This is a genomic window from Candidatus Nitrospira bockiana, assembly GCF_965152565.1.
On the sequence record NZ_OZ224215.1, the window covers coordinates 3,262,428 to 3,275,115 of the forward strand.

Consider the following 12,688-nt stretch of genomic DNA (forward strand, 5'->3'; position numbering starts at 1 on the left):
CGCCCAAGAATCGGAGCGGCTCATGTGGCTGGGGAAGGCGGTTCGCTTCGCACAGCGGGTCGGCCGCGCCGGTGCGAATGGAAACGGACCCGGCGCCTGGCGGACCGTCCTGGCCGATGGTCGATGGCTCTGGACACGATTCTGGATCCGATGGGCCGGGCTGACTCCGCTCGGCCGATTGGCGACCCGCCTGGCTATCCTCTTCACCCCGCCCTACTACGGCCGAAAGCTTTTGGCGCAGCTCTCTCCGGACGGGTATGTGTCGCCCCAGGCCGTCATCGCACACGCGCGGCTGTCCCGTGGTCGGCACACCTTCATCGGCGATCGCGTGACGATCTACCAGGACCGCGAGGGCGGACCGGTCCGGCTCGGGGACCGGGTGCATCTGTACGGCGACAGCTACCTCCAAACGGGTGCGGGCGGTTCCATCGAGATCGGGACGGACTCGCACGTTCAGCCCCGTTGCCAGCTCTCGGCCTACCTCTGCGACATCCGGCTCGGATGCGACGTGCAGGTCGGTCCCAACTGCGCCTTCTTCCCGTATGATCACGGTCTGGCGCCCGATGCGTCCATTCTCGGTCAGCCGCTCACCAGCAAGGGCCCCATCATCATCGAATCCGGCGCCTGGATCGGCACCGGGGTCATCGTGCTGTCGGGGGTCCGCATCGGCCGGGGGGCGGTCATCGGAGCGGGATCGGTGGTCACGAAGGACGTCCCTGATATGGCGATTGCCGCCGGCAACCCCGCCCGGATCATCGGCGCGCGCGATGCGAAGACGAAGATGTCCCCACCCTCCCCGCTGATGCCCGTCTAGACTACCCGCTTTTACCGTCGGACGATCGACCACCGCTCCTTTCGATTTCTCCCGATGGTACGGCAGGCTAAGGATAGCTACGCTGTCATCAGTCATGGAGCCGGGCCTGCGGTTCACCGCTCTTGAGGTCCCTTGAACGTCCTGCACATCAGCCTGACCGATGGACACGATGCCGGGGGAGCCGGCATCGCCATGGCCCGGCTGGATCGAGGTCTCCGGGAACGGGGCATCGAGACGCGGATTCTGTGCGGGGAGCGAACGACCCATTCCCCGCACGTGGCCGAAATCCCTCGCCTCTGGCGCATCGATGGGCTGCTGAGGCGGATCACCGAGCCGCTCGGTCTCAACGACATCCACCGCGTCGGGACCTTCTGGATCCCGCGGCACTGCTTTTACCGGGACGCCGACGTCCTCCACATTCACGGCACCCACACCGGGACCTTGTCCTACCTGGCTCTCCCGAAGCTCACCGCCGGAAAGCCGACCGTCTTCACGCTGCACGACATGTGGGCGATGACCGGACATTGCGCCTACAGCTTCGATTGCGAGCGATGGAGAATCGGATGCGGGCAGTGCCCCGATCTCGCGAGCCATCCGAAGGTCAGCCGGGACGCCACCCGTCTCGAGTGGTGGCTGAAGCAGTGGACCTACGGACGCTCCCGTCTCTCGATCGTCACGCCGAGCGTCTGGATGAAGCGGCTGGCGGAAGAAAGCATGCTCAAGCGGTTTCCGGTACACGTCATCCCGAACGGCGTCGATCTCGACATCTTCCGGCCCCACGATCCGGTGGTCTCGCGGCGGTTGCTCGGCCTCCCCGCCGACCGGATCGTGCTTCTGTTCTCGGCCAGGAACCTGCTCGACCGCCGAAAAGGCGCCGACCTGCTGCTCGACGCGTTGCGTCGCCTGCCGGCTTCACTCACGCGCGAGCTGATCTTGGTGACCGTCGGCTCTCAAGAGTGGGCCTTCCGAGACGTGGGAATCGACGCCCGACATTTCGGGTATGTGGCGGACGATTACCTCAGGGCAATCATCTATTCGGCGGCCGATGTCTATCTGTTTCCCACCCGGGCGGACAATGCCCCGTTGGTGGTCTTGGAAAGCCTCGCGTGCGGGACCCCGGTGATCGCCTTCGACACCGGCGGCCTGCCCGAGCTCGTCCGGCCCGGCATCTCGGGGTTGCTCGCACGAGCGGACAGCGCCGTCGATTTTTGTGGGCGCATTCTTCAATTCGTCGATGGCAAGTCCCTGCGCCTCGCGATGCGAGAACGAGCCCGCCGCTTGGCCGTCAAAGAATACTCACTCGAAATCCATGTGCGCCGGCACCTTGCGCTGTACCGGATGCTGACCGGGACCGAAGGGGCCGGTCCGCCGTCGTCCGAGGGGGAGGCCGCCGCCGAGCGGTGTCCCGAAGAGCACGATCGGGCGAGCCTCTCCCCCACCGCTCCAACCGGCCACGGAGGGGAGCGGGAGCGTTAAGACTTTGGTCCTAGTGGCCGCGTCTTGTATCCTCCATGCGGCTGCTTCATACTCCCAACAGAGGAGGTGACGCCATGAGAAACACAGCACTCATCTGCCTGACGGGTTGTCTCACCGCCCTTGTCGCCTTGGCTTCCACGGACGCCGTTGCCGCCGACCAGATGTACAAGTGTGAAGATGGAACCTTCACCAATGTGGCCGAACGCCTCTGTCCGCCGTACGAGCCGCAGGGGACGGTTCTCGTGATGCCTGCAGGGGCGACGCTCGCGTCCGTGCGCGCCACGCTCGGCGAAGCGGCTCCCAAGAACAGGATTCCCGATCCGCCCGGCGTCTGCAGTCTCTATCAAGAGTGGATGGCGCTGAACTTGAAGACCGGCGGCGGTGTGACGTTTCCGACGACGCAGGACGTCCCGCGTTGGCTCTCGCTGTCACGGATCTTCACCGCGATCGGAGCGCCGCATTGCCCTTGAAGCCGGCGAGGCCGACGCGATGCGGCAGGCGAAGCGGATGGTGCGGATCTCGAACGGGCGGGGACCGCGCCTCGTCCGCTCAGGGCAGCGCGGACAAGCGGAGCGTTCCGGTCGCAGGCGGGTTGGCGGGGTCGGTGACGTCGATCGTATCGGCGATCTTACGAATGAGCATGTCGGGCGAGAACGGCTTGGGCAGGAAGGCGATGCCTCGATTGAGCATGTCGAGCTGATGCTTCGCGTCGGTGACGCAGCCGGACAGGAACAACACCTTCATCTCGGGCCGCAATTCGGTGAACCGCCCGGCCATCTCGAGCGTCACGTTCCCCGGCTTCCCTACGTCCGTGAGCAGCAAGTGGATCGGAAATTTGTACGCCCGGCAGATCGCCGTCGCTTCGTTGGCCGTCGCCGCGCTCAGCACGGTATAGCCGTGCTGCTGGAGGAGCGTGCGGGTCAGACCGAGCACCGTCTCCTGAGACTCGACGATGAGCACCGTCCCCGATGAGTCGGGGCGGTAGGGTTGCTCCAAGACCTGGTTGAGCTCCGCCTCGAGCCGCTGGCGTTCGAGGTGCAGCTTCGTCTCCTGGCGCTCCGCATCCTGCCTGAGCTGCTCCTTCTCCTGCTCGAGCTTCTGTTCGATCTCACGTTCCAGGCGGTGCCGCTCCTCGCTCAAGCGCTCGACCTGCTGCTGGTATTCCTGTCTGAGCTGAGCCTCACGCTCCTTGTACTGGCGCTCCAGCTCCAGCTCCAGATGCGTCTGTTCCTGCTTGAACCGGTCTTCCCGCTTCTGGAGCTCTTCCCGAAGGAGCTCTTCTCGCCGCTGCAGCTCCTGACGGCGCTCCAACTCCACCTGCATCTCGGATTTCAGCCGATGATGCTCCTCGGTGAGCTGCTCTTCACGCCGGCGAAGCTCCAGCTTCAATTCCTCTTCGCGTCGCTGCAGCTCCTGGCGGCGCTCCAGCTCGTGCTGCATCTCGGCCGTCAGCCGCTGGTGCTCTTGGGCCAACTCCGACTCCCGGCGCTGAAACTCCGACTGCAGCTCCTGCTCACGCCGCCGCAGCGCGTCCTCGATCTGTCGTTCCCACTCGTGGAATTCCTTGCCGAGCTGTTCTTCGCGCTCCCGGAACTGCTGCCGCAACTGCATCTCCCGCTCCTGGATCGCCCGTTTGCGGCCTCGGATGTCCCGGATCACGCCGACCGTCCCGAGGATCTGCCGCTGCTGGTTGTAGCGGCCCATGGCGGTCAGCTCGACCTCGATCACGTCCTCCGCAGCCTCCGTGCCTTTCGGCTTTAGGCGAAGCTCGAGGTTCCGGGTGGCGCGGTCGCCCGTCCGGCGCTCGTTGAGACGATGCTCGGCCAATTGCCGCTCCTCTTCGGGGACGACTTTCGAGAAATGCATCCCGATCAATTCTTCAGGGGTGTAGCCGAGCAGTCTGGTGACGCCGGGCCCCACGTTCACGAAGCGGCCCTCGCTGTCGAGCTCATAGACGATCTCGGTCATCTCTTCCGAGAGCCGGGCGTAGGGATCGTTCGACCGGTCCAGCAGGGCGGGAGGCTGCTCCCGCTTCTCCACCAGGACCTTCGCGGCCGCAGGGAACTCGGTCGCGAAGGTGGGCGACTTCTTATAGAAGCAATGGTCGGCGCCGGCGCGGATGGCCTGCATCGCCACCGCGATCTCGTTGCGGTCCGTTTCGAGGATGATCGCGGCGCGCGGAAGGCGTTTGCGGACTTCCGGAATCACCGAGAGCCAGCCGCTCTGGAGGAGCGGCTCGTCGAGGAACACGATCTGCCACTCGTGGCGTGCGACCCACTCCATCAGTTCGTCGCCGGCATAGATGGCTTCCACCCGGCACCCAGGGAACACGCTCCGGATGCCGATGGTGATCTGCTTCACCTCGGCGGCGTCGGCGTTGGCGATGAGCACGGAGATCTGCGGACCGGCGGTCATGAAGGCGTATAACTCGTTGAATTCCGTATGCCTCTGAAACTATCCCCGGCATTCGACAATTTGTCAATTTCCGATGAGGCAGGAAATTCCAACGGCATCGGACCGAGCGCCGGCGGCCAGGTGAGCGATGACCGGCAGTCTGACAGCGCCGCGCCCATCTCTAAGTCCGTCCACCGCGTTATTTTTCCACCTTTCTCGCTTTCGAGCCGGATCAGCGGAGGGGAGCCGCTTCCAGAGGGGGTGCTCCAAACGGGAGGGGCACGGCGCCACCGGTCAGGCGGTGGCACGAGCACGGCAAACTGTGAAAAGCAGAAAAGAAGAGAATTCAGACCGGGGCGTCTGGTCAGCGGTCTCGCCCCGAGCGGTCCAGGCGTTCCGGGCGCTCAGGGCGATCGGACGGCCCCGAGCGATCCGGGCGCTCGATCCGGTCCGGCCGGAGCTCTCCCCGAGCCCCGCGATCGTCACGCATCCGCTCCCCGCCGTCCCGCCCTCCCCGATCCGGCCGATCGCCGCTCCCGCGTCCGCTGCGGTCGCTCCCGGCCCCTCTGAAGATCCTCTCGGGCCGCTCTCCACGCCGCACCGCGTCCTGGACCTGCGTGAGGCTGAGCGTTCCGTCTTGGATCTCGCGGCCGCGCCGTTTGATCTCACGTGCGAGCTCGAGCAGGTCCGCCGAGCGGAATCCTTGTTTCAGCGCTTCAGCCTGCAGCGAGGCGCCATCCTTGAACGGGACTCCGGCCTCCTTCATGACCGCCACGCCTTTGGCCGCCGCGGCAAACGCCTCCTCTGACGTCCGAATCTTCGCCTCCCGGGTCTGGCGCACGAGCTCGCGCGCGTCGTCGGCCGTCATGCCCCGCGCCATGGCGTCCGCCAGCATCTCGACCGCACGGCGTCGCCCGGAGTCGGCCGGGCCTTCGCGGCGTCCGAGCTCATCGAGCACGGCCTGGGCGGTCTCCATTCGCGCAGCCATGTCCCGCAGCACCGTTTCAATGCGCTTCGGCTCGACGCCCTTTGCCAACCCTTCCTTGACCTTGTTGAGGAGCGGCTCATCGGGGAGCCCGCGCTCGGCGGCTCGCGTCACCTGGCCCAATAACGCCTCGACGTCCTCGGCCGGCCGGTTGTGAGCGGTCCGCAGCCGCTCGATCTCGCCGCGATCTTGCGGCGAGATCGGCTCCGCTTGGCCGACGGCCGCCGAAGCCAGGGAGAACACGAGCGTGAGGACCGCGGCACCCACGCGGCCGCGGCGGCACGTCACATTATGGGACGATGACGACGCCATTGGTCTGCCCAAATCCATCCTCAACGTACTCATCGGCCGCCGGGGGCGTCAGCCACCGGACCCCGTCGACGACGTACATGAATGCATGCTCCCCGGGAGGCAAGCGAACGGTGACCGTCCAGAGACCGGACCCGTCGCGTACCATCCGCTGGGCCGCGGGCGACCATCCGTTGAACGATCCCGCCACGGCGATCGACCGCGCCGTGGGATGGTGGAGGGTGAAGCGGACCCCTTCCGGCCCTCTGCTGGGGGCGGACGGAACGGCCGGGCCGGCGCAGCCGATCATGAGAAGCCCGGCGACACACCATCGCCATACTCGATGCATGGACGTCAGTTCCGAGGACGGTTGTGGCGAGAGAGTAGCCCAGCCCGTGTCCCGGTGCAACTCGCGGCATGATCGTCCTCATAGCGGCGGCTCGATGTCCAACACCGCGTTCTCGGCGCCGAATCCGTCCACGCTCACGTCGGCGGCGAACGGATCGCTGAGCCAGTGGCGGCCGTCGACGACGTACATGTAATGGTAGCGGCCTGGTTTGAGCGGAACCGTCGCCGTCCAGACCCCGTCGGCGCTCCGCACCAAGGGCGTGCGTTCAGGATTCCAGCCGTTGAAGTCGCCGGCAACGGCCACCGACGCCGCATCCGGTTGGATCATGACCAGTCTGACGAGGACCGTGGGGTCGGACGGGACAGGCGCCGGGGTCCGGCCGGGGTGGAGCCCCAGCCGCCCGAACAGCCCGCCGAGGATAAGCAGCAGCAGGGCGGACGCGAACACCCCGGCGGGACGCCAGAAGAGCGGGCGTGGCACCGTCCATGCGTGGACGAGCGGCCGCCAGCGCGAGCGCGTGGCGGGCAACCGGCGGACCACTTGAGCGACGCAGGCGGGCGGCGGGGTGAGCCGCGGCAGCGCGGCCGCGGCGGCCGCGATCGTTTCGAGCTCGAGCACGGCCAGGCGGACCTTCTCGTCGTCGCCGACCGCCTTGAGGAGCTGGATACGCTCTTCGGGTGTCGATTCGCCGTCGATGAAGCGTTGGATGGCTCGTTCACGATCGGTCATGGCAGTGCCCCATCATCGTCGGCCTCCGGCGTCAGAGCTGCGCGCGCCATGCGTGCAGGTCCCGGCGCAACTGCACCCGCGCCTTGTAGACGCGCATCTTCAGCGCGTCTGGGTTCACGCCGAGGATCTCGCTCATGTCCTCGTAGCTGAATCCTTCCACGTGCTTCAAGAGGAAGGCCTCGCGATAGAGAACGGGCAGTCGCTGGATCGCTTCGTCCAGGTGGTCTGCGATCTCCTTTTGCGACAGGGCCGTCTCGGGCGTCCGCTCCTCGACGGGCCCCACGCTCGTTTCCTCCTCCCCTGGCTCCTCGATCGGCGCAACACCGGCCCGATGAGCCCGCAGCCAATCCTTGGACTTGTTCACCGCGATGCGGTACAGCCAGGTCGAAAACTTGGAGTCGGCCCGGAAAGCCGGCAAGGCTCTGAACGCCGCCAGACAGGCCTCCTGGAACAGGTCCTCCGCGTCGGTCCGGCTGCCCACCATTCGCGCGATGATATTGAAGGCGGGGGCCGCATGGCGCTCGAGCAGGAGGCCGAACGCCTCTCGATCGCCCTGCAGGCTCCGCTTCAGCAGGTCCGCTTCACCGACCGTCTCGTTGATTGGACGAATCACAGGCGGAACGGTAAACGATCAGGAACGCGGAGGGCTCGGGCCGAGCATCGGGAACCGAACCCTCCTGCGCCAAAGAGACATGGAGAGGCAGACCGCCTTCTTGCTCCACATCCCTGAACCTGAACCTCAGCCTGAACCTGTCTTTTCAGAAGCGGTAGCTGACGCCCCCGGTCAGGCCGTAATCCGGCGCCCCGTTGGACAGACCGACCTGCACCGAGGCATTCATCCGGAACGCCGCCGTCGCCCGGTAGTTGACGGCGAACAGGAAATCGCGCGGGTTCTGAAGGCCTGAGACCAGCGATCGATACTCTTCGTAGTAGACGCTGCCCAGGAGGTCCTTGGTGAAGTAGTAGCCCGCTCCGACGTCGTAGTTCCATTGGTTCCGCAGATTGAATCCTTCGGGCTTGCCGATGATCGTATAGCCGCCGTCGAGGAAGACGATGACCTTCTTGGTCACCAGCTTCGACACCTCGATCCCGGCCCCCTCGTCGAACTCCCCGGTGCCGAGGCCTTCGTCCGCGTCCGCCGTGGGAAATTTGATGCGGCCGGTCAGGGCGACGGTCGGGATGAACGGACCGCGCTCATCGATCACGTAGTAGCGCCCGCGTAGGATGACGTCGCCCAGCCCGCTGTTCGTCACCCGTCCGCCGGGCGGCACACCGGCAGCCAAGATCGAATCGTCTTCTTTCTTGCCACTTCCGCTCCCTCCGCTGCCGCCGCTCCCGCTGCCCCGGCCCCGCCGATCGATCCGGTTGGGGACGCCACTCACCAACGTCACGCGGCCGTCGGTCGTCACGCTGACATAGGGGATGGTCAGCGAGACGTCGCCGTCCCGGAAGAAGCGTCGCACGACGAACGGGACATAGAGAAAATCCGTCCGTGTATCCGTCCCGAAATTGCCGCTCGTGTAGGTCGGCGACAGACTCACCTGCCACTGCTGCTCGGCGGCCGAGCTGTGATGAACACCGGCGATCAGATCGAGCACAACCACCACGAGCCCGCCGAGCGCGGGCAGAACCCGACTGTCCATGGTCACCTACTGAGCAAGATGTGAGGGGGACGACGAGCACGAGGGGTCAGCGGCCCGGCCGTTCGGGACGGTCCGGCCGGTCCATCCGCTCGGGTCGCTCGGGCCTTTGTGGACGCTCGGGCCGCTCCGGCCGTTGCGCGCGCTCGAGGCGATCCGGCCGTTGCGCACGCTCCCCGGTCTTCTCCTTGGCCGGTCCGCGCGCCTCGTCTCCTTTGAGCCTCGATGGATCCTGCGTTCCGGTCGTCACTTTGGTTTCCGCCCGCAGCTCTTGCCGCACGCGATTGACCTCGCTCACGAGCGGCCCAAGCTTGAACCCGAGATCATTGGCGATCTTCCCCCATCCCATTCCCGCCGACCGGAGATCGCCGACCTTCGCGAGCGCCTCGGTCATCGTCGGATACGCCTTCGGATCGGCCTTCGTCAGCTCTTGAGCCAGCGCCATCCGGATCGTGATCTCCCCCCACCCTTGTTTGGCCGCCCGCAACTCCTCGACGACCTTGGGCTGGACTTGAAACTGCTTCGCCAAGGCCTCGGCGTTGGTCTTCTGGACCTTGGCGGCGGCATCCTCATCGACCTCCTGTTGCAGCACTTGAAGCCGGACGTCGTCCGACGCGACCTGAGCCTGAGCGGGCACGAGCCCCCCTTGCAGCATGAGCGCCGTCGCCAGCGCTCCGATCCACCTCCGAGACGTCATCGTAGACCTCCCTACAGCTAGTGGAACCCTCCTACCTACCGGGATCATGGTCCCCTGTCAACGTCCGGTCACGGTCAGCTCAATTTCGGCCGCTCCGTTCCGGACGGACGGATCGGTCCGGACGATCGACCTGCTCGGCCGTTGAAGGCGCTCCATCCGTTCGATCCGATCGGCGCGCTGGCCCGCATCGAGCCGCCGGTCTATCCGACGATCTTCGCGCTGGCGATCCTCGTGCCGGTCGACTTGGCGGTCCATCCGGCGATCTTCTTGCCGGTCGACTCGGCGGTCGTCCCGCCGGTTGAACGGACGGTCATCACGCGGCTCGTCGGCTCCCGGCTCCGCCTGCATCTGCGCCCGATCACGGCCCCGTTCGCCGCGGGTCTCGTGTTTGACCAGCCCTTTGTCCGATCGAAATTCCAAGCGGATGTCCCTCCCCTGGGCATCGACGCCCTCGATCCGCACGCGGTCGAACCCGGTCCGGGTGCTCAGGTCCTGCACCAGCCGTTCCCGCTCGGCCGTGCTCATCTCGTTCACGCGCACACCGTCGATTCGCATGGCAACGCGCCGTCTTCCTGCCGTTGCACCCGGGCGTCGACCCGTTGGCCGTCCACGCTCCCTCGAAGCGCCACCTGCCGCTCGACGCCGTCCTGTGGAATCCCGTCGGCGAGCTGTCTCAACAGATTGTCGCTCCGATCGACGGCAAGCAACAGCGCGCGGGCCTCCGCAGGGGACAGCGAGAAGTCTCGGACATGCACCTCGCGCGCCCCTTCCGCGATTCTTGCGGCAACCGCCTCCCGTAGCGCAACGATGTCGACGGCCCCGGCTTCGGTTCGAGGCAATGCGCCGGAAATCTCTTGGCCCCCCGCCGCATGTCCGGGGGACGGCAAGGCGGCCCCATGGAGCAAGACCACCCCGACGAGGACGGCGTGCAGGCAGAAGCTGAATGGATTCATGGCGCTCTCCTTTCGCGTCGTTCACCCGGTTAGACGAAGCGGGCTTGAAAAGGTAAACGGACGGAGAGGTCAGCGGATATCCTGAAAGAAGGCTCGGGGAAGGACCGGAAGCCGGAACTGAACGTGCAAGATGATCAAGAGGACCCGTGCCAAACTGCGCCAGATCCCCATTTTGAGGAACTTGCGGGCGTCGGTGACGACCGGCGGCGAAAGCAGAATCGGCTGGACGACCCGCACGAGGCGTTCACAGAAGGCCACGTCCTCGAGGATCGGCTGCTCGGGGAAGCCGCCCAACCGCTCGAAGAGGGCACGGCGGACGAACAAGGCCTGGTCGCCGTAGATGATCCGGCTGTGGCGGCAGCGGAAGTTGTCGAGTCGGGAGATCAGACGGAGACGCCAATCATCGCCGGAAAAGCCATGGTGGAAGCCGCCGGCTTGAACGGCCGGATCGTCCTCGAGCGCATTGAGTCGGGCCAATGCTCCGGCGGGCAGGAATGTATCGGCGTGGAGGAAGAGGAGCCAATGCCCCCGGGCCAGCCGCGCCCCGGCATTCATTTGGCTCGCCCGGCCCTTGGGCGCCGTCACCAGCCTGATCTCGGCGTACCCTTCCGTGATCGATCGCGTTCGATCGGTGCTCCCCCCATCGACGAGGATCACCTCGTACTCGCCCTGTTGCGCGAACAGGTGCCGGAGCGTCGCGGGCAGCACACGTTCTTCATCGAGCGCCGGGATGATGACCGAGATCATGGGCGGCGACGCTTCTCCTATCCCCATACCCCACTATCCCACTATCCCTCTACCCCTCTATCCCTACCCAATCCCCACTCGCGGGCAGCCACGCGGGCCAGCGCTGTCGCGCCCCGCGGAGATACAGGCCCGGATCTTCATCGATTGAATCGAACACGTCGGCCAGGCCGGAGACCATGCGGTCCACCAGGGCGAGGTAGGCCTGCGCCTGCCCCCGCAATCCCTCCGCGGAGACCTCACCGGCCGCGATCGCGCGCTCGAGGATGCGCGCGCCAAACGCATGATGTGCCTCTTCTTGCTTGAGTAGCACCCACCGGAGGCGCGCAAACGGGGCGCCGCGTTTGGCGAGCCCTTCTTCGATCCGCGACAGGATCGACTCCCCCAGGCCTTCCAAGATGACCTGTTCGGCCAGGAGGGACTCATACCAATCGCCGCGTGCAAGCGCCGCGTCGAGGAGCGTGCGGCACTCTGCGAGGGGCCGAAGCAGCGGTGCGTCGCCGACCTGGCGCGGGGCGAGTCACGCAATCGCTCCATGGAACACGAGCGCGTGAGCCGCCTCTTGCCGCGCCTGCGAAAGGAGGAAGCGGCGCTGCCGAACATCCGCGGCGAGGTCCGCCTGGGCCCGCGCGCAATCCCTCGCCAGCAGCTCTCCCTGCATCAGGAACGTGAGGAGCCGCGCGATCGGCACCCGCTCGTCAGGCCGAATCACCATGAATAGTGATAAGGGTTATGCGGTCGAGGGGTATGTGGGGAAAAGATGTCCTTTATCCATACCCCTATACCCCTTTATCACATACCTCTCATAACCCATTTACCCCTCTATCCCTCTACCCGCTACCCCGTTGAGGCTCCAATCGTAGTCGAGGAACTCGACCCGATAACCGGGGAGCTCTCGGGCGAGGTCGGGGTCGGACACGTACTGCGCGACGTACTTGAGCAGCGAGCCCGAACGCCGGGCGAAGTCCTGCTCGAACCACCGAAAGATCATCGACAGGTGCGCCACCTTCCGATCGCGATCGAACCGATTCCTGGTCGGATCATTGACGAACGCGCGGGCGCTTGCCTCCAACTGCTCGTTCAGCCGCTCCGCGGAGTAGACCTCGGAACGGAGCTTGGGGCAGGACCGAGAGGCGCAGACGATCGCAAAGTGGACGCGCGGATCCTGGAAATCCGGAATCAACAGGTCCCGTTCCAGATCGTAGAGGTTGATCCGGCGGCCGCCGATCTCGTGGTCGACGCTGATGAAGTACCGGTACCGGCCCCAGAGCGTCCGCGGGGAATACCCATCAAGAATCCCTTTGATCGCATACGCGTTGTAGACGTTGATCCAGAAGGTCAGGCTGTGTGCACGGGACGGCAACGAATTCGGATCGAACCGCGCGAGCCGGCGGAGGTGCAACCGAAAGCGATCGTCACGGGCGATCGCCGGATAATCGACGACGCCGTCGGCGACGTGGGCGTGGAGGACTTCGTTGAAGGGCTGCTCCGAGAAGGCCTCCAGAGGAATGGGATCCCGCGGGGAAAAGGCGCGCGGAGCCGACGAGCAGCCGGCGGCCATCAGCACGATCAGGATGAGTGAGAGACCAGGAGCTGCGCGCATACCACCGTGCGTATAG

Annotated in this window: 16 protein-coding genes; 3 read left to right on the forward strand and 13 right to left on the reverse strand. The window is 65.8% G+C overall.

Going from position 1 to position 12,688, the window contains the following annotated elements:
• The first annotated feature begins 22 nt into the window (after nt 1-22).
• The 3 genes from ACWHYV_RS15830 (at nt 23) to ACWHYV_RS15840 (ending at nt 2,760) form a co-directional block, all read left to right on the forward strand.
• Nucleotides 23-814 carry an acyltransferase gene (locus ACWHYV_RS15830; protein ID WP_447977458.1) on the forward strand — a complete coding sequence of 264 codons (792 nt, stop codon included), beginning with the start codon at nt 23-25 and terminating at the stop codon, nt 812-814.
• 132 nt (nt 815-946) lie between these two features.
• Nucleotides 947-2,290 carry a glycosyltransferase gene (locus tag ACWHYV_RS15835; protein ID WP_447977459.1) on the forward strand — a complete coding sequence of 448 codons (1,344 nt, stop codon included), beginning with the start codon at nt 947-949 and terminating at the stop codon, nt 2,288-2,290.
• Nucleotides 2,291-2,364: 74 nt separating this feature from the next.
• A complete protein-coding gene (locus tag ACWHYV_RS15840; protein ID WP_447977460.1) occupies nt 2,365-2,760 on the forward strand; it encodes a hypothetical protein in 396 nt (131 codons plus the stop codon).
• 79 nt (nt 2,761-2,839) lie between these two features.
• Here the strand turns inward: ACWHYV_RS15840 and ACWHYV_RS15845 are convergent, their stop codons facing one another.
• From ACWHYV_RS15845 to ACWHYV_RS15905, 13 genes are all read right to left on the reverse strand, one after another.
• Nucleotides 2,840-4,705: a response regulator gene (locus ACWHYV_RS15845; RefSeq protein ID WP_447977461.1), complete on the reverse strand. Its 1,866-nt coding sequence runs from the start codon at nt 4,703-4,705 to the stop codon at nt 2,840-2,842.
• Between the two features lie 343 nt (nt 4,706-5,048).
• A complete protein-coding gene (locus ACWHYV_RS15850; RefSeq protein ID WP_447977462.1) occupies nt 5,049-5,936 on the reverse strand; it encodes a hypothetical protein in 888 nt (295 codons plus the stop codon).
• A 22-nt stretch (nt 5,937-5,958) separates the two neighbouring features.
• Nucleotides 5,959-6,306 (reverse strand): isoamylase early set domain-containing protein, encoded by a 348-nt coding sequence (locus tag ACWHYV_RS15855; RefSeq protein ID WP_447977463.1) that lies wholly within the window; start codon nt 6,304-6,306, stop codon nt 5,959-5,961.
• A gap of 78 nt (nt 6,307-6,384) precedes the next feature.
• Nucleotides 6,385-7,035, reverse strand: a complete 651-nt coding sequence (locus ACWHYV_RS15860; protein WP_447977464.1) for an isoamylase early set domain-containing protein — start codon at nt 7,033-7,035, stop codon at nt 6,385-6,387.
• A gap of 31 nt (nt 7,036-7,066) precedes the next feature.
• On the reverse strand, nt 7,067-7,648 hold the full coding sequence (locus tag ACWHYV_RS15865; RefSeq protein ID WP_447977465.1) for an RNA polymerase sigma factor: 582 nt from the start codon (nt 7,646-7,648) through the stop codon (nt 7,067-7,069).
• A 145-nt stretch (nt 7,649-7,793) separates the two neighbouring features.
• Nucleotides 7,794-8,678 (reverse strand): transporter, encoded by an 885-nt coding sequence (locus ACWHYV_RS15870; RefSeq protein ID WP_447977466.1) that lies wholly within the window; start codon nt 8,676-8,678, stop codon nt 7,794-7,796.
• Between the two features lie 46 nt (nt 8,679-8,724).
• Nucleotides 8,725-9,372, reverse strand: a complete 648-nt coding sequence (locus tag ACWHYV_RS15875) for a hypothetical protein (protein ID WP_447977467.1) — start codon at nt 9,370-9,372, stop codon at nt 8,725-8,727.
• 57 nt (nt 9,373-9,429) lie between these two features.
• Nucleotides 9,430-9,927: a hypothetical protein gene (locus ACWHYV_RS15880; RefSeq protein ID WP_447977468.1), complete on the reverse strand. Its 498-nt coding sequence runs from the start codon at nt 9,925-9,927 to the stop codon at nt 9,430-9,432.
• A complete protein-coding gene (locus ACWHYV_RS15885; RefSeq protein WP_447977469.1) occupies nt 9,903-10,325 on the reverse strand; it encodes a hypothetical protein in 423 nt (140 codons plus the stop codon). Before ACWHYV_RS15885 ends, ACWHYV_RS15880 begins: the two co-directional genes overlap by 25 nt.
• Before the next feature lie 69 nt (nt 10,326-10,394).
• Nucleotides 10,395-11,072: a TIGR04283 family arsenosugar biosynthesis glycosyltransferase gene (locus ACWHYV_RS15890; RefSeq protein ID WP_447977470.1), complete on the reverse strand. Its 678-nt coding sequence runs from the start codon at nt 11,070-11,072 to the stop codon at nt 10,395-10,397.
• 49 nt (nt 11,073-11,121) lie between these two features.
• Nucleotides 11,122-11,466 carry a hypothetical protein gene (locus ACWHYV_RS15895; RefSeq protein ID WP_447977471.1) on the reverse strand — a complete coding sequence of 115 codons (345 nt, stop codon included), beginning with the start codon at nt 11,464-11,466 and terminating at the stop codon, nt 11,122-11,124.
• A 123-nt stretch (nt 11,467-11,589) separates the two neighbouring features.
• Nucleotides 11,590-11,784, reverse strand: a complete 195-nt coding sequence (locus ACWHYV_RS15900) for a hypothetical protein (protein WP_447977472.1) — start codon at nt 11,782-11,784, stop codon at nt 11,590-11,592.
• Between the two features lie 99 nt (nt 11,785-11,883).
• Nucleotides 11,884-12,672 (reverse strand): DUF547 domain-containing protein, encoded by a 789-nt coding sequence (locus ACWHYV_RS15905; protein ID WP_447977473.1) that lies wholly within the window; start codon nt 12,670-12,672, stop codon nt 11,884-11,886.
• Nucleotides 12,673-12,688: the final 16 nt, after the last annotated feature.

Coding starts and splice junctions, on each gene's coding strand:
- ACWHYV_RS15830 (WP_447977458.1), top strand. CDS start 23: ATGTGGCTGGGGAAGGCGGTTCGCTTCGCACAGCGGGTCGGCCGCGCC.
- ACWHYV_RS15840 (WP_447977460.1), top strand. CDS start 2,365: ATGAGAAACACAGCACTCATCTGCCTGACGGGTTGTCTCACCGCCCTT.
- ACWHYV_RS15845 (WP_447977461.1), bottom strand. CDS start 4,705: ATGACCGCCGGTCCGCAGATCTCCGTGCTCATCGCCAACGCCGACGCC.
- ACWHYV_RS15855 (WP_447977463.1), bottom strand. CDS start 6,306: ATGCATCGAGTATGGCGATGGTGTGTCGCCGGGCTTCTCATGATCGGC.
- ACWHYV_RS15860 (WP_447977464.1), bottom strand. CDS start 7,035: ATGACCGATCGTGAACGAGCCATCCAACGCTTCATCGACGGCGAATCG.
- ACWHYV_RS15870 (WP_447977466.1), bottom strand. CDS start 8,678: ATGGACAGTCGGGTTCTGCCCGCGCTCGGCGGGCTCGTGGTGGTTGTG.
- ACWHYV_RS15875 (WP_447977467.1), bottom strand. CDS start 9,372: ATGACGTCTCGGAGGTGGATCGGAGCGCTGGCGACGGCGCTCATGCTG.
- ACWHYV_RS15880 (WP_447977468.1), bottom strand. CDS start 9,927: ATGCGAATCGACGGTGTGCGCGTGAACGAGATGAGCACGGCCGAGCGG.
- ACWHYV_RS15885 (WP_447977469.1), bottom strand. CDS start 10,325: ATGAATCCATTCAGCTTCTGCCTGCACGCCGTCCTCGTCGGGGTGGTC.
- ACWHYV_RS15890 (WP_447977470.1), bottom strand. CDS start 11,072: ATGATCTCGGTCATCATCCCGGCGCTCGATGAAGAACGTGTGCTGCCC.
- ACWHYV_RS15900 (WP_447977472.1), bottom strand. CDS start 11,784: ATGGTGATTCGGCCTGACGAGCGGGTGCCGATCGCGCGGCTCCTCACG.
- ACWHYV_RS15905 (WP_447977473.1), bottom strand. CDS start 12,672: ATGCGCGCAGCTCCTGGTCTCTCACTCATCCTGATCGTGCTGATGGCC.